Here is a 20632-nt window from a genome sequence, read left to right as displayed (position 1 = left end):
TAGTGGTGATGATGGTCTTATTTCCCTTGAATTCCTGATGTGTTTAACTGAGTTACCATATGTAGCTAATCCACTAAGGCATTCTCAATTAGAATGGGTTTTTCATCAGTAGTTACCGTATTTCTTTATTGTTGAAATGATCATTGTAATGAGAGTATGTTGCTGGTTTACCGAACATGACTTTAACAGAAATGACAAGTTGGTAGATTACACAAAGATTACAGCATTTTGAGCGCTAGCGTGATTAGTTCGGCTATTTCAATTGCAGGTCGTTTTGTCATGATTTCCATGACCACTTTGTGGGAGGGTTTATGTTGAAAACCTAGCTTTACTAGAGCAGATACGGCCTCACTTGCTATATGTACATTTGTCGAGGAAGCAATTCCAGAAAGGTGTGAGTCTAACTTCAAGAAGTCTTCATACGTTTCTGTGATAATGCGTTTTACTAGTTTCTCTCCTATACCTTTGATTTTTAAGCGGGATTCATCTTTATTTTGAATTGCTAGGATTAACTCTCCTAGTTCGAGATGATTTAGCAGACTAAGAGCAATCTTGTAGTTTATTCCCTTTACTTTGCTCAGCATTCTTGCTACTTCTTGCGATTTTCTGCATTCAAACCCGTAAAGTTTGTTTATGTTCTCCAAGAAATAATGTTCTATGTACAAAGATAGATTTTGCCCAGTACGAAGACTATCAATGAGTCTGCGTGTTGTAAAGACGTTATATCCTACTCCGCCTACGTCTAATATAAGAGATTCTTGGCATAGGTCTGTTACCGTGCCTGTGAGTTTACCTATCATATTGGAAGAAAGATTCCAGCGATGAAATAAATAAAGTAACTCCATAAAGAGTGAATCCAGTGACAGATTAAGCGCAAAAGGTGTTTATGTGCTTTCTCGAGCTGGAGATGCCTGCAGCGCAGACGATGCGCGGTTGTGTCTAAACGCTCAGGACATGGATGATTCTATTTGCTCACACAATAAAAGACAAGTGATAAAGCAAGTGTTCCCTTATAAAGCCATTAGCCATTGGCTCTGAAAAATAGTAGTATAAAATATGTAGCAATTGAATAATAATTTTATTTTTCGAGAATAAAATTAAATCTTTGTTGAGGATATGGAGGACATAGGCAATGCTTTTTGCGGGTTATGAAAAGTCTAATCCTTATGCGCAGAATGAGGGTTAATAGATCTGCAATTTATACTCCAGTGGTTCTTCAACTGTGTGTATCAAGATAAAAGTTGCCGTATGGATAGGATCATAGGTAGGTAGCCTAAAGATTATTTTCCGTCATAAATATACTATAATTAACCTAATAGGTGTGCGGGGCTGTAAGCTTTTTCAGTTGATCTTTGCAATTGGAACTGTGACCAAATTTTGGATCTCTTTGTTGTAGAAGTAAAGGATCATCTTTTTGGAGCGTAATCCGTGTCTGTTATCCTGTTTGATAATCCGACCGCGACGTCCGCTCTTTCACGTACCATCTGTTTTCTGGTTAGTTGATTTGCCTTCCTTTCGTCGGAGGATTTTAATGTTTGGTGATAATGGAAAAAAAAAGAGAGGATATAAGCTTCTTCGGGATGCTAACTCCGGTGAATTGCTTACTCAGTATGTAAAAGTAAAAAAAACGGAAGCGATTGTTGCGGTTACTGCTGTTGTTCAGAGTACGGCGTCTCTGGTGTTTATCTCGTTTGTGTCGATACTAAATCAGAGGGGTTTATTTAGAAGTGAGCTGAAAAGTAAAGTCTGGGCCTTTGTTGAGTTCGCAGCTCTTTTATTGGTGTCCACATCACTTGTGCTGAGTGCTGTGTCCTTAGCATATATTAGTCGTAAAAAGGCACGGTTACGGAAACTACTGGAAAACTCTGATACGAAGATCAGTGATGCAGAGCCTCTCTGTGCAGTGGAGCATTGTGCTGAAAGCACTTCCCCAATTGTTAATGGCAGTTTTGTATTGGAAGTCCTTGCAACCTCAGTTTTGCTTGTTAACCAGGTCCTTGTAGTTGTTGATATATTTTGTCCTTATGGATTCCAAGAGCTGCATAAGTCTTGGGGAATGCCTTTCAGTACCCCATGCCTTGTAGATCTTGTTGCTCTAGCTATATTACTTGCTGCTTCGGTTCTAAGGGTAATCGCAGCAGATGAAAAGCGCCGAAAAGATCTTACTACCGGAAGTAAAAAGCCGCAATGCAAAGTTGGTGTATTTTCGTATATTACGCTTCCTCTACTTTCCCTCTGTGTGGGGATCTGTAGCACAGTTGGTAAAGTGCTTCAAGGTATGGAAAGCAATGCCGTAATCGAGATAGGAAAAGATTCTCATGGTACTTTTCCTCTTGGGTTTACAATTAAAGCGGTTTGTGTTGCCCTTGTTATATGCCTTGGTGTTTATAAGGCTGTTTCCGCTGTTAGCGAATACATAGAGGTGAAAACTCGTTTTGAGATGGAAAGCGGTCATGTGAAGCATGCTATTGAGAAGAGTGATCAAGCGGAAACGCTTGGAGTGCAATCAATCCTAGATTAACGAATGAATAACTTGTGTGTCGTCCCCAGTATAATTAGCACTAGTCCCAACCAGATTAGCTGTATCTTGTCTCTATAATAAATTTCTACTGCGAGTCCCAAGGTCTTGTCTATCCCAGTTACTAGTATTTGTATATCACTCAATAGACAATGGAAGGTGTCTGACTCTGTGTTAAGAGTGTTTTCATACTTATAAAATCGCAGTTCTGGCTCTAGTTTGGCTCTTCCGTTGATAGTAAAAGTAGCCCTTATACCGGAAAAAAGATCGTTGTTGATTTTGTCGAAATCTGTGAGCTTTATAATATGCTGCTTTACTATACGTTGTTCTCCTATCTGAAAGTATTGTTTGTTTTCTAATGAATTTGATGCAAATCCAGCCACTGCGTAAAGAAATAATCCAAATCCAAAGTGCGTCAGAAAGAAAGCATTCTTTTTTGTTCTGAAGATCCCTTTTATGCTATCTTCTTGCTGCAGATCTTTTACATGTTTGGTCAGGAGACTGAGCATTGTCATCATCCCTGAAATCGAGAGAAAAGCAGTAAGAATGTTTACGAAATTTCCTAATGAGAGTACTATTGCAGCTAGGGTTAACACGATGAATTTTGTGCACCTTTCCTTACTTGTGAGTACAATAAATAGGCAAATGCAAACCGCTAAGGTCCCAGCAACTTCTCCAGAAACAGTGTTGTAAAAAGATTGCATTATGTAAATGGAATCGTAGCCAAATATCTGAGAGAACTTTGGTGCAAATGTTGTTAAAAGTAACACTATAAACAATCCAAGACACAAAATACTCTGTGCTGACATCAAATAGTCTCTTGACTCTGTATTGCTGTTGCTGCTCACGTCGGTGCTACTAAGAGTACGGAATTTTGCAATGAAAATAACTGCTGAGGTTAGTGATAATAGGCTAGTTATTATCAATAAGTATATTCCACTTTCTGTGTTCGTGTTAAATGTGTGAAGAGAATCTGTAATGCCCATTCTAGTGATAAAGGTACCGAATGTCGCTGTAACAAATCCAAGGATCGAAAGTCCTATGGAAAGAGCTTTAGACTTCCATTTTTTAATTGATAGAAATGACGAGTGTATTGCACCGAGTATAACTAAATATGGGAATAATGATATATTTTCCACTGGGTCCCAAGACCAAAACCCTCCCCATCCAAGTTCCCTGTATGACCACCATCCGCCAAGTGCTATACCGGATGTTAAAAAGATAAATGCGAGTAGAAGGAAGAAGTTCAACAGCTTAAACTCTTCTTTTCCAGATTTTCCCGTGAGTAAAACCGCTATTGCAATTGAAAAACAGATTGAGGTTCCAACATACCCAAGATAGAGAATTGGTGGATGGATCATGAGAGCTGTATCTTGTAAAATCGGGTTCAGCCCAGCGCCTTCAGAGGGGGCAAGAATGAAGAGTTTGAACGGATTACTCGAATAAATTGTGAACAATAGAAATATGGACGCAATGTAAGATTGTATTGTTATAACGGCTTGGTAAATTTGTGAGTTTCTATATTTTCTTGAAAATATAAATAGATATAGTGAAAGTGACCAGTTCCAGAGGATCATAGATCCCTCATGTGTCGTCCAGCTTGCAACGAGTTTGTAATAAAGTGGAAGATTTGTGTGGGAGCTTGAGTATACGCTTTGCAGGAGGAAATTATTTGATAGATGTGCGTGAAAAAGAATGATGAAAATGATCGAATTCAAGAAAAATAATGTCCCGGGTTTTCTCACGAGACTTGAGAACAGACTGAGAAAGAGCAGTATTGTTCCAAGATAGTAGTGAATTGTTGTCAGCATCGATATGCACGATGAGGGTACCATCTATGGATTATACATGACGCATTGAAGTTGTTTAAGTAAAATAGTTGACCAGCTGTCAAAAAAGGATAAGTTATCTTTTACGGTGGTCCGGCAGTTTTCCCGAGATGCGTTAGTTGCTATATTAGAGCATTCCCTATTAGAATAGAGGGAATTTCTAGTTTATTCAATATTAACCTATGTTATTTAAAGTATTACCGAGGATCTATACGGACTTCTTCTTGTTCCCTCATATTTTTAGTATTTATAGGAGTGAGTTTTGGTTTGTCAGTGTCTTCTTAGTGTTTCTGATAAGAGCTGTTTTCTTAATTATTAAACTGATCTAGTTAAATAGATGTTTACATTCATGAGTTAATATGCTTTTATTGTAATAAAGTATACCCTTTGTTTTTTGATATTTGATCGTGAAAAGTAGTATGAGTGAAGAAATGGGATTCGAAGAGGATTATTCGATCAGGCAGGCTTTTAGGAACAAGTTGCAGGAGATGTACTACAATGCCGTTGTTCTTGGTGATCAAGATATGTTGATTGATAGTAATGATCAGGTTATTTTGTTTGAATCTAAGTTGATCATGAGGAAGTATTTTTGGAATCGCAGAACGCAAACCTTTGAGAAGATTCCTACTGGTGTGATGCGTGGTGTGAGAAGGGGTAAAGGAGGTTCGCAGCAAGAAGAGCACGACTCTGAGGAGATTCACCAGAAGGAAGAGGAGCTGGTACAGTAGGAGTCACTTTGCCATGCCCAATGCAAGTCGGAGGGTTCTTGTTCTTACAGGGCCTACTTCCTCTGGGAAGACTTCTGTTGCATGTGCGGTCAGTCAGGTGTCTGATGATCTTGTGATTATTAATGCCGACTCGAAACAGGTTTATAGGGAGTTACCCATTTTGACCAGTCAGGCTTCTTGCGGAATGCTTTACGGGTATTTGTCGGTTTTTGATGAGTTTATTCCATCAGTTGCTTCTTGGATGCGTGATTGTGCTGATTGTCTCGAGAGTGTCTGGGCGCAGAAAGGTATACCTTTAATTGTTGGTGGGACCCCAATGTATCTGTATTCCCTGCTGCATGGGATTAATCTTCTTCCTTCCTTGCCCGATTGTCTGATGCGGGAGCTTTCGGAGGAACTTGATAATCTTGGTCCTTCTGGTTTTCTTAATCGTTTTGTTTGTAAATCAGGTGAGGACTTGTCCCGGTTTTCATGCGATTCGTATAAGATGCTTAGGGATGTTGCATACTTCCTATACACTGGTAAAACGATTCAAGAGTTGTATCGAGAATCTTCCGTATACAAGATTCCATATGACTCCATTGACGTTGTAGCTATTATCCCGTCGGATAGAGATTCTCTCTACTCCAAAATAAATGAGAGGTTTCTTGAAGCAGTGAATTCAGGGGCGATAGATGAGGTAGCCTCAGTTGTTGAAAATAAAGCGGCTTTTAGGAACCGTGCGGTGACAACCATATGTGGTTTTAGAGAGATAGCCTCATATTTAAGGGATGAAATCACCCTCGAGCGCATGGTTGCGATGGGTCAGCGAAGTATTCGTAATTATGCTAAAAGGCAGTTAACCTGGTTTAGAAACAAGTTCAATGGAATTAAAGCTTTCGACCAACCTCAGGATGCTGAGAGGTACATTTTAAGGGAAATACTTCTCTGACGTCTAGCATAGTTGCAAAACTAAATGAAGGGAATTACTCGGAAAAGCTAGTTTCACATAAAATTAGCCACTTGGACTTTCCTTGTGATTGGTGCGGTCTTCTAAGGTGACAAAGAAAGTGCTTCTGATGTTGTGTTACTGCGAACCGTGCCCAAAGAGTACAAAGTGACTACGTTAGGCGATATATTCTCATTGAATCACACAGGCAAAATGAACGATGAATGATCTCGAATATATAGTCTCTAATCCAGAAGGGTTCACTGAGATGATGAAGAGGCGAGGTGTAAGGTTTGATCCTCTGCCTCTAATTACACTGTATGAAGAACGAAAAAGTTGCGTTACTTCACTCAATAATCTTCAAGCGAGCAAAAATGAATTGACCAGATCTTTTCAGGTTATTCAGGAGAACAAAAGTGAGCTTTTTGAAAAAGCCAAAGTGATAGATAAGGAGATTTTAAGAGTTAAGAAGCATCTCCAAAAAATTTGTGAGCAGCTTGAGTTAATTGTGTTAGATTTACCTAACATCTTAGCTGAGGATGTCCCAATAGGTGAAGATGAGAGATCTAACGTTGTAGTAAAGTCGTGGGGTGCAGTTAGGGATTTTGGGTTTGAACCTAAAGCCCATGATGAACTTGGTGTCGCTCTTGGTATATTGGATTTTTTAAATGTTGCTAAGGTTTCAGGGGCGAGATTTTCGGGATTCATTGGCAGTGGGGCAAGGCTGTTTAGAGTGCTCAAAGATTTCATGCTTGAGCATAATACGGAGCATGGTCACCGTGAATATTTTCTACCGTACCTGGTGAAAGAAGATGCCATGTATAAAGCTGGGCAGTTACCGAAGTTTTCTCAAGAGTCATTTAAAGTGGATGGCGGAATGCGCTTGGTTCCGACAAGTGAAGTTTCTCTGCTAAACTTTGTGTCTGATAATTTCTATGGGGAGACTGAGCTACCACTTAGGATGACCTCCTACAGTGAATGTTTCCGTTCTGAGGCGGGGAGCAGCGGTAAGGATACTAAAGGCATAATAAGGCAACATCAGTTCGGCAAGGTCGAGCTTTTGTCGGTAACGGAGCCGGAAAAATCGGATGATGAACTCGAGCGAATGTTGTGTATAGCTGAGGGTTTATTACAGAAGCTGAAGCTGCCATACCGAGTTGTTAATTTATGTTCGGGTGATATTGGTTTCTGTTCAAAAAAAACATATGACATAGAAGTGTGGATTCCGTCTCAATGCTGTTATAGAGAGATTTCTAGTTGCTCTAACTGCGGAGATTTTCAGTCTAGAAGGTTAGCGATCAAGTATAAATTCAAGAAAAAAAAGGGCTTTTTGCATACACTGAACGCGAGCTCTCTTGCTATTGGTAGAACTATTGTTGCAATTTTGGAGAATTATCAGATGCATGATGGTTCTATTGAAGTTCCAGAAGTCTTGAGAAGTAGGTTCGGTGCTGATTTTATCAAGTAAGTGAGTTGTCTGCTGCAACGGTCCCTATGAGATGGGAGTAGTGTACCTTTTAACTTGCAAATGTTAGTGACATGCGGTGTTCAAAGATAACCGGGATGGTTGCCCAATTTCTTATGTGGTTCCAAAAATGGCGTCGCCGCAAATCGCATTTCCGCTTTCACGTGATTTATGGAGCTTTGCGGAAGAAAGTACTTCCTTCTTTGAGTCTATCAGCTTTGCTTGAAATAAGGTGTCTGGAATGTGTGTATGTTTCTGTCACTTATTCTACGGCCTACTCTTATCAGTTTTGTATACTTACGAATCAAAGCGAGTAGTTGATCTTGGTTATTGATCTAATTTGAAAAGATCCATTCAAATAGGAGTAGACTTTCCCCGTGTGCTGTATACGTGAGACAGATGGTCGTTTTTGTTGTCTTATCTAATGAGGACGAATTGTGTGACTTTTTCAAAATCCTTCTTGTATGAGTGTGTTTCTTAAAATTTGGATATCAAATATCTAATAGGAAACGTGTTCTATGTACTTACTGATGTGGAGCAAAGTGCTAAAAGCTGCTTTGTATTTCCTCTTGTTTCAATATGGCTTTTATAGTAGAATCCTGGGAGTTTCCTCGGTAGCTCAGTTGGTAGAGCATGTGGCTGTTAACCACAGGGTCGCTGGTTCGAGCCCGGCCCGAGGAGCGTCTGGCTCTGATGGTTGCGAGCTACGGTTGGTATCCGGGTTATACGGTGCCCTTTCTTTTTCATATTTGTATTAGGTATGACCGTAATAAAGGAGCTTAACTTCGGGCCTCAGCATCCGGCTGCGCATGGGGTGCTCCGCCTGATTATGCAGCTTGATGGGGAGACAGTTGAGCGCCTTGATCCGCATATTGGTTTTTTACACAGAGGAACTGAGAAGCTAATAGAGCATAAAACGTATCTTCAGGCTTTACCGTACTTTGATAGGCTGGATTATGTCTCACCGATGGCACAGGAGCATGCCTATTCGCTTTGCGTAGAAAAGCTGCTCGGCATTACGGTACCTCCTAGAGCGCAGTATCTGAGGGTAATCTTTGTCGAGATCACTCGCATTTTGAATCACCTACTAAATGTCACTACTCACGCGCTTGACGTAGGTGCTATGAATCCCTTGTTTTGGATGTTTGAGGAGCGTGAGAAGATGCTTTCTTTCTATGAAAAGGCTTCTGGGGCGAGATTCCATGCTGCGTATATACGTCCTGGTGGACTGGCTGCTGATATACCAGATGGTCTCGACGAAGAAATAATGTCCTTCTTGGAGAGTTTCACACATAAGCTTGACGATGTGGCAGATGTTCTTACAGACAATCCAATTTTTAAACAACGCTTAGTTGATATAGGTAAAGTAAGTAAACGGGAAGCAGTTGCACTTGGTTTCTCTGGACCAGTTTTGCGTGCTTCGGGTGTACCTTGGGATCTACGTAAAAGTCAGCCATACGAAGTATATGAGTCGTTGGATTTTGCGATTCCGGTGGGAAGTTGCGGAGATTCGTACGATAGATATTTGGTGAGGATGGCTGAAATGTATGAATCAGTCAAAATCATTAAACAATGTATAGATAAGCTTCCAGAAGGGCCGGTTGTGGTGGATGATAGGAAAGTTGCTCCGCCGAGTCGTGCTGAAATGAAAACTTCCATGGAAGCTCTTATTCATCACTTTAAGCTTTATTCAGAGGGCTATCATGTTCCTGAGGGGGAGACATATTTTGCAGTAGAATCTCCAAAAGGAGAGTTTGGAGTTTATATTGTTTCCGATGGCACGAATAAGCCATATCGTTGCAGGATCCGTGCACCTGGGTTTGTTCATCTACAAGCCCTTGATACTCTTTCACGGAAACATCTTCTTGCCGACGTACCTGCTATTCTTGGGTCCTTGGACATTGTTTTTGGTGAGGTAGACAGATGATCGATTGGTACGGCCTGGTTTTTGAGAGGAGTAAGAGTTTTTATTTGGTGTCACTGGTGATTTTCATGTGTATAGTTGGGCTAAGTGGCTTTGGTTTGTATAAACATTTTGACAAGGCTCCTGCATTGAGGGAAAGTATTTTGCTTTACGATGCTCTCAGCACAGAAAATCTTCGTGATTCAAAGGGAAAACTACAAAGCATCGTGGCTGCGAAGCATCAGCCCTATGCAAGTATTGCTGCTATCTACCTTGCTAAGTTCCCACCTGAGTATTTAGATGATTCAAAAAGGAAAGGGTTGTACAATTTTGTTTGTCTCAATTCACCTTATGTGTACATTCGTGAACTTTCTAAGTTAAACCTCGAATTACTCGATCGGCATGTTGAAAACCATTCTATCTATGGCTCAACCTCACAGTTTCTGGATGCAGTTATGCAATTTTTGGAGGGTAAAGTAGATAGTGCCGAGATATCTCTAAGTAACCTGGGGGCGGCTGTTGATGTGAATCCGTATTTAAGGAGCCTTTCTAATAGACTTTTAGAAGCTATTTCTTATCAGCATTCTGTATCCGATTCGTGATCCTGCTTCCTTTTATCTGTCTTCAGTAGGTTGCTCTCTCATTGGGGTGGCATCGTTCCTCTTTTGTTGTTGATCCATTTCCTGTTGTACCCGCACGTTTTCGTGAGGTGGATGTGTTGGTGTTACATTATCTTGTATGTATGAAGGATGGTGGCACGTGTAACTGAATGTGTCATTCCGATTATTCAATTTGTTTATTCTTCTTTTTCCTGGGGACACAGGTTGGTTCGCACGATGTCGTGCACACTTAGATAGTAATTTTTTTAATACTTGTGATTTCAGAGCTTTCAAGTATTGTTTTCCACTTTTTCTGAGTTTTCCTATTGTTGTTTTTGCTGTCTTTTTTATGTATTTCCAACTCAAGTAAGGTGTAATAAACGAAATAAGTGTATAAAAGAAGTACTCTAGACTGATATGTCTTTTATTAAACCATAGCCATCTTAGGTACCCAAGCAGGTAGTGAAGACTCTCACCTGGATTCAGAATTGCATGTTTGGTAGTGGAAATACTAGTCGTAAGAAGTGCGATAAGTATAACACTTGAGAAAAAAAGGTATGCTACTGCTAATATCAGCTTTGGTATTAATGTCAGTAGTGAATCGATTAAATACGAAAATAAAAGTACCCTGTAAAAAAGCATCTTATTGTTTAAGTAATCGAAATCATATAGCTACCTGGTTAAATGAGTATTTACAGATAATAGGAGAGGGCATTTGTGTTCAAGCTGTTGTTGTATAAACACTGCTGTTTAAAAAAGTTTGTATACAAAAAGAACGATACAGATGCTTCCAGTAAAGAGATATGACAGTGTGAGCGGATGGCATACCGTATATCTAGTCGGAGTCTTTGCAATAGAAGTGGCTACTGTAGGTTCACAGAAAAATGCATTGAAAATAATTGGTAAAAAGTATCCGCAATTAAGAGCGGTGCTTATAACTAAAGTGATAATAAGTATATAGTTACCTTGTCCCAATGCCTCTGATAGAATGTCAGCCTTGCATAGAAGGGTTGCAGTAGGTGGGAGTCCTATCATTGTAAGTGCTCCTATTATAAAGGAGGACATTGCTATAGGCATGTCCCTTCCTATTCCGTGGAGTTGCTTTATGCTTGTCTTTCCGGTTCTTGCATATATAGCTCCTGCAGTAAAAAAAAGTGTTATTTTCGCAAAGGCATGTAGGATCATATACAGAGTTGCATAGTGGAATGAGTTTTCAGTGAATATACTTAACGTAATTCCAATATAGGAAAGTTGACTAATAGTAGAATAGGCTAAGATTTCCTTGAGGGAGTGTTTTTTCAGTGCAACGACAGATGCGAAGATGATTGTAAAGGCATAAATACAAGTCATTGGTGTCATGAGAACTACATTGGCCGGATCAGATATTGTAAAAACGTATTTCACAATCTTCAGCATGCAAAATACTCCTGCTTTGACAACTGCAACGGCGTGTAACAATGCGCTTACAGGGGTTGGTGCAACCATGGCTCTTGGTAACCAACCATGTAAAGGAAAGATAGCAGCTTTTGCGATTCCGTACGCGAACATCAAGAATAGGGCCAACCTTGGAAGTCCGACGATGCTTATATGTAAGCTTTTATCAAAGGTGAAGGTGCCAGTAATCTTGTATGTAATGAGGATTGCAGGTAATAGTAATCCGACTGACGGAAGAACTAGATATGCTAGGTAGGTCCGTACAGCTCTGAGACTATTTTCTGTCTTGTCGTGATTTACGAGTGCATAGGTCGCGAGGGTGAGTAGCTCATAGAAGATAAACATCGTTACCAAATTTCCTGAGAATGCTAAAAGCATAGTAATAGCAAGCGAAAGATGGATCCGTGCGAAAAATATGGCTTTTCTTTTTCCATTTATTGCATACATATAGCTGATTGCATATATTGTCGCTGGTATGCCAAGTAGCGAGCATAACAAGGCAAATGTCAGTGTGATTCTATCCAACCCGAATGCGATTCCTATATGATGTGTGATTTGAAATACTTCAATCGCAAGCGGCTCACCTTTTATTGCTAGCACTGCTGCAGCAATAAAACTTAATGTTGCAGTGAAGGTGCTAATTGTATAGTAAAAAACGGGCTTGCACCGTCCTGCTGTGTAGTACAGCAAAAATGCGAACAAGTGTGCTAGCTCAGTGACCCATAAAAAACCTGATTCGCTCATTTCTCACTTGTAACTCATCTATTTGTTTAAGCATATGGAAATTTTCTTAGTTGCATACTGTAAGGTAGGATTTGTGCGAAGAGTAAGTAAGTCATGTGGTAAATTTATTAAAAATGGAAGAGGGTTTATGTAGCATGTTCGAGGATAATTGACTGTTTTTAGTTTTGTTATTCTTCGACAGAGTTAGTCGCTTTGTTTGAAACTATCCTGTCGACTTTTTAGTCCGCAGTTGCGAATTATCCTATGAGAATGGCCGTAGACAAAATAATTGAGCTCAATGATTATTTTTTCTTCCATGGAATTTTTTTAAGCTGTGAAAGCAAAAAATAGTAGATGAATATACTTGATATACAGACGATCACCAAGGAAGCCAGCCTTAGTGAGTAAATTGTTGATATACCCGGATGGCTCTCTATGAATGCTTCGCAAATCTGTATAAAGAAAATCGTTATAGAAGCCGGAAAAAAGACAGTGCTTAATAAACGTGGAATTTTCCCGTCCGAACTAAACATTTTCCTTCTTTTTAAATAGACGATAATTAAAAGCGTATCTAGCCATGCTGCGGCACATAAGGCTATTGCTATTCCAGTATATGAATAATGTGGTACCAGAATTATGCTTGTGATAGCGTTTAAAACCACCGAAGCAACGGTAAAGCTCACTGGAGCTTTTAGCTTGTCAAAGGCAAGAAAGGGTTGTAAGAAGCCTTTTTTCAACGCATGTGCTGGAAGGGCAAAGGCAAGGATTTCTAGCATGTGTGTCGTGTGTTTTACAGATTGAATGTCAAATTTTCCTCCAAGTAGAAATAATGAGGCAGTAATGTGTTCCGGCATGAAAATTAACATGATTGTCACTGGAATGCACGCAGTAATCACTTTCTTGAGAGCTTTATTTTGCGTTTTTTTCAACTCCTCCGCATTATGTGTAAACATAATTGATGAGGAGCCTGAAATTTCCAGAAGTGATGTATTCGTGAGAACGAAAAACAGCTGGATTATTCCCTCTGCGTAGCATAGTGAGGAAATTGCTTGTGGGATCTTACTAGCAAAATAGATACTAACTAAAATGTTTATTTGATACGCTTCAGATGCAAGTGCTGAAGGGAGAAAGCATTTAAAAAAGTTCTTTATATTCTTACTCAGTGAAAATTGTATAAGAACAGGGATGAGGTCACTTTTTTCAAGCTGATGTAAAAATAGGAGCATCTGTATCATTCCGGAAAATGCAATGGTACAGCCCATATTAGGTAGTAGAAGAGTACTATTGTTTCCTGTAAAAAGGATTACTGCCGTCAGAGCAGTATTCGTTATAATCGTGTAGGGGGTTATGAGGGCAAAATTTCTTCGTGTGTGCACCATTGAGTAGTAAAGTGATGTAAGTGGGATAAAAAGGATGCTTGGAAAGGCAATTTTTGCAGTTGTAATAAGGGAATCTCTTACCGGGGAGGAAAGCATCCCTGGCATTAGACAAAATAAAATCTTTTCTGTGAATATCTCTGCAACTGTGAATATAACAATCCCTATAAAAGCAAGTATCAATTGAATTTCATGTGAGAATTGTAATGCCGAATTTCGACCCTCTCTCAAGAGCTGCAAAAAAATTGGGGAAAAAAGTGCAGAGAAAATACCGTTTGCAAATAAAGAGGTTATTAGGCTTAGTAATCTTGATATTCCAAAGAAGGCATCTGCAAATTGTGATGTTCCTAGGACTACTGCGATTAGCATATCCCTAATTACATGCAAGAACTTCGATAGGAAAACTACACTATCTGAAATTAAAAAATATTTCCTCATAATTATATTGAGTGGACGGAAATCATCTTTTGAAGGAAAATAACGTAAGTAGGAAATTATCAATTTCCTTTTGTTCCGTTAATGTAGGGTCTTTCTGTAGGTGAATGATGGTGGACCATTTCTTTATCTCTGTGTGCAAAATATATGTAGCATCTGGCTGTATAAATCTATGTAACTGTTGAATTGAAGGTAGTTTTGTTGCAGGATTTTTAGATATTCGCGCGTGTTCCGACAGGTGTTTTTGTAAAAATTCATCTAATTTTTCGATGGGCGGTTCATGATTTGGTAGAGTATCGCAAGTAGAGTATAGTAATGTACATAAGTGTTATGGATTTCTAAATCCGTTAAGTCTAAGCCCTTTGGTTGTTAAAAAAAAGCATTTTAACATTAGTCATGAAGAGAACTTTATCTATTCTTAAGCCAGATGTTATTTCTAGGAATATAACAGGTAAGGTTAATGCCTATATCGAGGCTGCCGGTCTGCAGATTATTGCGATGAAGCAACTTCATCTGACGCGTATTCAAGCCGAAGCTTTTTATGTGGTCCACAAAGATAGATTCTTTTTCAACGACCTGGTTAACTTTATGACATCTGCTCCCGTTATAGTGCAGGTATTATCAGGAGATGATGCTGTTCATCGCTACAGAAAGCTTATGGGTGATACGGATCCAAAAAAGGCTGCAAAGGGAACGATCCGTGGTGACTTCGCCGAGAGTATAGATGCAAACTGCGTTCATGGCTCTGACAGCGAAGAGAATGCTAAGAATGAAATTGCATTCTTTTTTAGTCGGTGCGAGATTTTTGACAGATGATATCATGAGGGCACTATCGCTCTTCTGACTAAAAGTTCGAGCACAGTTTGTGTTTTTAGATCGCTTATGTATCTGAAACAAAAAATTTTTAGGATACTTTAAGCTTCAAAGTAAATGGTATACAATCCCCTTCTTGGAGGTGGTCTTATTGGTATGTCTACTTTAGTTGGTAAGAAAGCGTTTGATTTCACAGCAAAGGCTGTACTCAAGAACGGTTCTTTTTGTGATGATTTTAATCTTCAGCGTGAATTGTCTGGCAAATACGGGGTGCTCTTCTTTTATCCATTGGATTTTACTTTTGTCTGTCCAACGGAGATTATTGCTTTCAGTAATAGGATTCCTGCGTTTATCGAGAGAAATGCGGTTGTTGTAGGTGTTAGTGTTGACTCCCATTTTTCGCACTTTGCCTGGCGCAGCTTGCCTGTAAAAGATGGTGGAATAGGCAGTATTGGTTACACTCTGGTCTCAGACATAACAAAGTCTATTTCACGTGACTACCAGGTTTTGCTAGACGATGCAGTTGCTCTTCGTGGTACATTTATCATAGATCCGAATTTTGTTATCAGAGTTGCTCATGTTAATGACCTGAACGTGGGTCGGAACGTCGATGAGGTTCTCCGTACTTTGGATGCGCTCAAGTATAGTGACGAAAATGGAGAGGTTTGTCCGGCAGGTTGGAGCAAGGGCAAAGAAGCGATAAAGGCGACGCATGAGAGTATTTCCGATTATCTAGCTTCCAATAGGGATGAGCTTTGACTAAAGATGTGTGATGCTCTTGAAAGCGATGTAATAATAATCGGGTCTGGGCCAGCCGGGTGTACGGCTGGGATATACGCGGCACGTGCATCTCTTAGCGTTGTTATAGTCAGTGGGAATCAGTCAGGTGGGCAACTTACCACAACAACCGAGGTCGAGAATTATCCGGGTTTTGCTCTACCTGTGCAGGGTCCCTGGCTTATGGAACAAATGCAGCAGCAAGCTGTGAATGTTGGGTGCCGTCTTGTTAATGATCACATCTTGCAAATTGAAGCCCCATATAGCTCTCCATTTGTCCTTCGAGGAGAGGGTGGAAATAAGTATCGTGCTAGAAGTATTGTTGTCGCGACAGGTGCACAGGCTAAGTGGTTGGGTCTTGAGAGCGAGAAGAAGTACCAGGGTTATGGAGTGTCTGGCTGTGCAACGTGTGATGGCTTTTTTTTTCGCGACCAGGACGTAATTGTTATTGGTGGTGGAAATACCGCCGTAGAAGAGGCACTTTATCTTACCAGGCATGCTAAAAAGGTTTACCTGCTTCACCGTAGGGAACGTCTTAGGGCAGAGACTGTCCTTCAGGAACGCCTTTTTGCGAATGCAAAGGTAGAGTTAATTTGGAATTCTGTTCTTGATGAGATCCTTGGCCGCGACTCGCCTCCTGAGGTAACAGGTGTGCGTGTCCGCTCATTGATGGACGGTACTTTTAGGGAGATACTTGTTTCTGGAGTGTTCGTTGCTATCGGTCATGCTCCAAACACAGCGCTGTTCAGCGGTATTCTGGAAATGGATTCTGCTGGGTACATCAAGACATCCAGTTCAGATACTTCTACTAGCGTGTCTGGTATTTTTGCGTGTGGCGATGTTCAGGATCCTGTCTACAGACAAGCTGTTACCGCAGCTGGAACCGGTTGTATGGCTGCCCTTGATGCCATAAGGTTTCTTGACTGCATATAGTTTATACTCTTTGCGTGTTAGCTTGTAAGATGTGTGTGCAAGCCACGGAGCACTGTCTATTTTTTGTCTGGGGGATGTTTGTTTTTTGTGTGGCGGTGTAATCCTTGTTAGGGTAGTTCAGTCTGGTGAGAAGTTTTATTGTCGAAAATGACTGCCGACGATTAGATAAATATCTGAGAGATACGTTTGGTCAGTTTCCTCAGTCTGCACTTCAAAAGGCACTGAGAAAGAAAGCAGTGAGGCTTAATAATTCTGTGGTTAAGGCTTCTGCTGCTGTTTTAAAAGGTGATTCATTGACTCTTAGTGCCAATTTTCTCCAAATTCTATCTTCACCCAGAGAGATACCGAGTGATAGCTCAAAGGTAGTTGATAGTAAGTTTGTCGAGTTTATTGCGTCACTCATGTTATACGAGGACGAAAATGTCTTAGCCATTAGTAAGCCATTTGGATTTCCTGTTCAGTCGGGTTACGGCATTACAGCAAGCATAGATAATGCAATGAAGTCTATCAATCCTGAATATCGTGTTGTTCACAGGCTTGATAAACATACTACTGGCGTACTTATCTTTGCAAAGACGCTGGATGCGGCTAGAGAGTTGTGGCGACTGTTCTCGAACAGGCTCGTCAAAAAAAGCTACCTTGCTATAGTGATTGGAGAGTTGAAAGAAAAAAAGGGGGTAGTTGATTGTTACATAAACAAAGTCCTTTTTAAGGGTGAAGAAGTAATGCAGTGCAACAATATCGGCAATGGTGAACATGCTATTACACAGTTTCACGTTATCAAGAAATTCAAAAATACATCACTAATTGAACTCTTTCCTTTAACTGGAAGAAAACACCAGATTAGAAGCCAGATGGCAAGTATTGGGCATCCGGTATTAAATGATGGAAAATATGGAAGAAGAAAAGCATTTTTAGAATGGTCCGTGAATAAGAAATTATGCTTGCACGCATGCGAAATAGAGTTTGAACTTTTTGGAAAAGTGATAAAAGTCACCGCGGAGCTACCAGTTCACTTTGCCGAAAATCTCGCGATAATGTGACCCAATTCGTTGTATTTTAAAGATCTCCACTAGCAATACCTTTTTGCAAGACATTGCAGCAGTTGGAACTAAAAGATCTTATTCACGGGTGAAAATAATTCATGGTGTGCTAAGAGCAATAACTATGTCGCACAAAAGTAGAGTAGAGGAGCTCTGATTTAAGAAGGGGCACTTCTATGAAACTAGATTGTACAATGAAGGTGTTAGTCGCGACCTATAGGAATCCAACTTATGTGATTTGCTTACCTTGAGAAAGCTCTTCTATTAAAATGATTCTTTTCCCATATACGTGCAATTGTGATCGAAAAAAAAGTTATTTTTGACATTGATACAAAGAACCTCAACGAAGAAGGTGTTTTTTATGGCTATGCTAGTGTCTTTGATGTAGTTGATGAGCAAGGAGATATTATCAGTAGTGGTGCTTTTGACTTGACGAAGTGTGTACCACTTTTGTGGCAACACAGGCAAGATCAACCTATTGGGAAAGTTCTTGAAATGCAGGAAACTGAGAAAGGACTTTATTTAAAAGGTCATATAATTATGGAGGTGAATCAGGGGTATGAAGCGTATAAGCTGCTCAAGGCAGGAGTGCTAAACGGGCTGTCAATTGGATACATACCAAAAAAGTATAAGATGGATAAGCACACAGGAGCGAGAGTTATGACAGCTGTGAAACTCATAGAGGTAAGCCTCGTGACCTTTCCAGCAAACAAGTATGCAAGGGTAAGCTCCGTGAAAAGTCAATATGATGCGGATCAGTTACTAGAAGCAAGATTAGTAAGACTAATAGAAATAATGAGAAAGGAATTTACTTAAAATTTTACTATTCCTTTATGGATATCCCCTTGACTGTTGCGCTTTCCTCAAAAGGGTATCAACAGTGCCTATTAATCATCTGAGAATAGGGACAGATCATCAAAGACTGTAGTTGACTGATCGAAAAAAAGTAGGGCGGTCCCAACTGGGCCGTTCCTTTGTTTTGCTATTATTATCTCGGCTTTGTTTCTTACTTCGTCCATCTTGAATTGCCAATTCTCATAATTTTCATCATCACTTAAAGGTTGTTTACGCATCATGTAGTAGGCTTCGCGAAAAACAAACATTACAACGTCTGCATCTTGTTCTATTGAGCCCGACTCTCTTAAATCAGAAAGTTGCGGACGCTTGTCTTCTCTCTGTTCAACCAGTCGGGAGAGCTGCGAGAGAGCAATAACTGGTACATTAAGTTCCTTAGCGATTAACTTTAGTCCCTTAGTGATTTCAGAGACTTCTTGTACTCTGTTGAACTCTGTACCCTTAGAGCCTCGTAAAAGTTGTAGGTAATCTATGAAAATGGCCCCGAGTTTTGCCTTTCTATGCAATCTGCGTAGTTTTGTGCGTAGCGCTGAGATTGATACAGAAGCAGTATCATCTATAAAAAGGGGTAGTTCGGACAATGCTTTGCTACTTTCAATCACTTTCTTTAGTGATTCTTCAGAAAACTTTTTACCTGTTCTAATGCTGAATGCGTCGACTCCAGAATGCACAGACAGCATTCTAGAAGCAATTTGATCAGCTGACATTTCTAAGGAGAAAAAGCACGCAGACATTCCTTGCTTTTGTAGCTCTCTAGTTACCCTTAGGGCCATACTTATGGCTAAAGATGTTTTACCCATAGATGGACGTCCTGCGATTATTAAGAGGTCTGAATTTTGCAGCCCGCCCAAAAGATTATCTATATCTCTGAAGCCAGTGGAAGTATTCTGAAACGGTGCCTTTGCTTTGAAAGTAATTTTTGCTCGTTCAACCGCGACCTCAATCGGTTTAGAAATGTGTAAGCAGGATGAATCAAGTTCACCTGAGCTCGCAAGTTGAAATAAAAAATGTTCGGCTTCTTCTATCTGCTCGCTTGTAGTTATATTGCTATGTTCGCCGGTGGCCCCAGAAATCATTTTTTGCGCCAAAACGATTAGTTGCCTTCTTATGTAAAGCTCTTGTATTACACGTGCTAAACTTGATACGTCCACTACAATACTAGCTTTTTCAATTATATTGAGTAGATATTCTTGACCACCAATAGCGCTTAATTCATTGCTTGATTCAAGATAATTCTTCAGGGTTACGGGATTAGCAACAAGTTCTTTTGATCTAAGGTGAAGTAAAACTTCAAAGATTTTTCTATGTACCGGAGCATAAAAAGAAGATGATGAAATAATCTCTTCTATCTCATCACAGGCATCATTATTAGTGAGTAGAGCACCGAGTATAAGTTGTTCTGCTTCAATATTGTTAGGAAGTTCGGCGGAAAAATTATTCAACGCTTTTTGATAATGCAGAAAAGTGTCGGAGTGGAGGGATTCGAACCCCCGACCTCTTGGTCCCAAACCAAGCACACTAACCAGGCTGTGCTACACTCCGCACACAGCTCGAGATTCTAAATCAAAGCTTGTTTATAGTCAATTCAAGAGCACGCACACTAATTTTGTCTCCCGCTTTCAAAAGCGAATCTCGAAAAGATGAAACGGGCAAGCGTGTATATGTAGAAGTCCAATTAACTGAGTAAAAAGTAAAACTACGCCCAACCGAATTATATTGTATGGTGATATATAAATGCGAGTAATTCATCTTCACTACGAGGTGCTATATGACTTATATAACGACCATCTAGTCCCATAAGATACATAAGGGCTGAATGATTGAATTTATCAGGATCCTCATTCGCTGCTACATAAACTTTATAATCGTTGGCAATTTTTTCTATCATCTCATTCGGACCTGTAAGCATGAGTATTCGCTTGTGAAATGAGCGACTAAATTTATTTAGAACTTCTACTGTATCATTTGCGGGATCTAGAGTAATAAAAAGTGCCTGAAGTTTTGGGAAAGCATCAAGCGTTTTTTCCAAAAGGGTTAATTGTCCTGGGCAAATATGCGGGCATCTACTAAAGCCAAAAAGGACGAGAGTGTATTTCCCTTTTAGTATGTTGTTCGTGACTTGATCGCCATTCTGATCGGTTAGTTTAAACGTTCCACCTATGTCTATTTGTGAGGTCGTAATTTCTTTGTTGAATCCTTCTGCTTGATATGAGATTCCAAAAAGCAAGGCAACACTCAGCAATTTAAAAACAAAAACGATTTTATTGATCATC

General features: G+C 39.9%; 17 protein-coding genes and 2 tRNA genes. 12 read left to right on the top strand and 7 right to left on the bottom strand.

Features of this window, described 5'->3' with window-relative positions:
• Nucleotides 1–218: 218 nt before the first annotated feature.
• Nucleotides 219–845, bottom strand: a complete 627-nt coding sequence (gene ruvA / locus NSE_RS02360; RefSeq protein ID WP_227028930.1) for a Holliday junction branch migration protein RuvA — start codon at nucleotides 843–845, stop codon at nucleotides 219–221.
• Between the two features lie 659 nt (nucleotides 846–1504).
• On the opposite strand from ruvA, the gene NSE_RS02355 reads away from it, so the two are divergent.
• Nucleotides 1505–2521, top strand: coding sequence for a hypothetical protein (locus NSE_RS02355; RefSeq protein ID WP_227028929.1), 1017 nt, complete (start codon nucleotides 1505–1507; stop codon nucleotides 2519–2521).
• On the opposite strand, the gene ccsA is transcribed toward NSE_RS02355, so the two are convergent.
• Entirely contained in the window at nucleotides 2518–4329 is a 1812-nt protein-coding gene (gene ccsA / locus NSE_RS02350; protein WP_227028928.1) for a cytochrome c biogenesis protein CcsA, read from the bottom strand. The two genes, NSE_RS02355 and ccsA, sit on opposite strands and share 4 nt — an antisense overlap.
• 437 nt (nucleotides 4330–4766) lie before the next feature.
• On the opposite strand from ccsA, the gene NSE_RS02345 reads away from it, so the two are divergent.
• From NSE_RS02345 to NSE_RS02320, 6 genes are all read left to right on the top strand, one after another.
• On the top strand, nucleotides 4767–5075 hold the full coding sequence (locus NSE_RS02345) for a hypothetical protein (RefSeq protein ID WP_041917508.1): 309 nt from the start codon (nucleotides 4767–4769) through the stop codon (nucleotides 5073–5075).
• A gap of 13 nt (nucleotides 5076–5088) precedes the next feature.
• Nucleotides 5089–6006 carry a tRNA (adenosine(37)-N6)-dimethylallyltransferase gene (locus tag NSE_RS02340; RefSeq protein WP_011451957.1) on the top strand — a complete coding sequence of 306 codons (918 nt, stop codon included), beginning with the start codon at nucleotides 5089–5091 and terminating at the stop codon, nucleotides 6004–6006.
• Between the two features lie 217 nt (nucleotides 6007–6223).
• Nucleotides 6224–7471 (top strand): serine--tRNA ligase, encoded by a 1248-nt coding sequence (gene serS, locus NSE_RS02335; protein WP_011451956.1) that lies wholly within the window; start codon nucleotides 6224–6226, stop codon nucleotides 7469–7471.
• Between the two features lie 605 nt (nucleotides 7472–8076).
• Nucleotides 8077–8149, top strand: a tRNA-Asn gene (locus NSE_RS02330).
• A 79-nt stretch (nucleotides 8150–8228) separates the two neighbouring features.
• Nucleotides 8229–9395, top strand: a complete 1167-nt coding sequence (locus tag NSE_RS02325) for an NADH-quinone oxidoreductase subunit D (RefSeq protein WP_011451954.1) — start codon at nucleotides 8229–8231, stop codon at nucleotides 9393–9395.
• Complete coding sequence (locus tag NSE_RS02320; protein ID WP_041917507.1) at nucleotides 9392–9973, top strand: hypothetical protein; 582 nt, start codon at nucleotides 9392–9394, stop codon at nucleotides 9971–9973. The genes NSE_RS02325 and NSE_RS02320 overlap by 4 nt, the downstream gene beginning before the upstream one ends.
• 747 nt (nucleotides 9974–10720) lie before the next feature.
• Here NSE_RS02320 and NSE_RS02310 read toward each other — a convergent pair.
• Nucleotides 10721–12148: an NADH-quinone oxidoreductase subunit L gene (locus NSE_RS02310; protein WP_011451951.1), complete on the bottom strand. Its 1428-nt coding sequence runs from the start codon at nucleotides 12146–12148 to the stop codon at nucleotides 10721–10723.
• 281 nt (nucleotides 12149–12429) lie between these two features.
• On the bottom strand, nucleotides 12430–13941 hold the full coding sequence (murJ, locus tag NSE_RS02305; RefSeq protein WP_011451949.1) for a murein biosynthesis integral membrane protein MurJ: 1512 nt from the start codon (nucleotides 13939–13941) through the stop codon (nucleotides 12430–12432).
• Between the two features lie 393 nt (nucleotides 13942–14334).
• Here murJ and ndk point away from each other — a divergent pair, with 393 nt between their 5' ends.
• The 5 genes from ndk (at nucleotide 14335) to NSE_RS02280 (ending at nucleotide 18320) form a co-directional block, all read left to right on the top strand.
• Entirely contained in the window at nucleotides 14335–14754 is a 420-nt protein-coding gene (gene ndk / locus NSE_RS02300) for a nucleoside-diphosphate kinase (protein ID WP_011451948.1), read from the top strand.
• A gap of 153 nt (nucleotides 14755–14907) precedes the next feature.
• On the top strand, nucleotides 14908–15510 hold the full coding sequence (locus NSE_RS02295) for a peroxiredoxin (RefSeq protein WP_011451947.1): 603 nt from the start codon (nucleotides 14908–14910) through the stop codon (nucleotides 15508–15510).
• Between the two features lie 6 nt (nucleotides 15511–15516).
• Complete coding sequence (trxB, locus tag NSE_RS02290) at nucleotides 15517–16461, top strand: thioredoxin-disulfide reductase (RefSeq protein WP_011451946.1); 945 nt, start codon at nucleotides 15517–15519, stop codon at nucleotides 16459–16461.
• A gap of 125 nt (nucleotides 16462–16586) precedes the next feature.
• Nucleotides 16587–17504 (top strand): RluA family pseudouridine synthase, encoded by a 918-nt coding sequence (locus NSE_RS02285; protein WP_011451944.1) that lies wholly within the window; start codon nucleotides 16587–16589, stop codon nucleotides 17502–17504.
• Nucleotides 17505–17801: 297 nt separating this feature from the next.
• Nucleotides 17802–18320 carry an HK97 family phage prohead protease gene (locus NSE_RS02280; RefSeq protein ID WP_011451942.1) on the top strand — a complete coding sequence of 173 codons (519 nt, stop codon included), beginning with the start codon at nucleotides 17802–17804 and terminating at the stop codon, nucleotides 18318–18320.
• A 71-nt stretch (nucleotides 18321–18391) separates the two neighbouring features.
• Here the strand turns inward: NSE_RS02280 and NSE_RS04040 are convergent, their stop codons facing one another.
• The 3 genes from NSE_RS04040 to NSE_RS02265 all read right to left on the bottom strand — a co-directional run bounded on the left by NSE_RS04040 (nucleotide 18392) and on the right by NSE_RS02265 (nucleotide 20631).
• The gene (locus NSE_RS04040; protein ID WP_157858675.1) at nucleotides 18392–19801 is read right to left on the bottom strand and encodes a replicative DNA helicase; all 1410 of its coding nucleotides are present in this window, start codon (nucleotides 19799–19801) and stop codon (nucleotides 18392–18394) included.
• Nucleotides 19802–19826: 25 nt separating this feature from the next.
• A tRNA-Pro gene (locus NSE_RS02270) sits at nucleotides 19827–19901 on the bottom strand.
• A 169-nt stretch (nucleotides 19902–20070) separates the two neighbouring features.
• Complete coding sequence (locus tag NSE_RS02265) at nucleotides 20071–20631, bottom strand: SCO family protein (RefSeq protein WP_011451940.1); 561 nt, start codon at nucleotides 20629–20631, stop codon at nucleotides 20071–20073.
• Nucleotide 20632: the final 1 nt, after the last annotated feature.

Origin of the sequence: Neorickettsia sennetsu str. Miyayama (genome assembly GCF_000013165.1) — a bacterium.
GTDB lineage: Bacteria > Pseudomonadota > Alphaproteobacteria > Rickettsiales > Anaplasmataceae > Neorickettsia > Neorickettsia sennetsu.
Note: the sequence above shows the minus strand (reverse complement) of the source record. Positions and strands in the feature narration are given on the sequence as shown.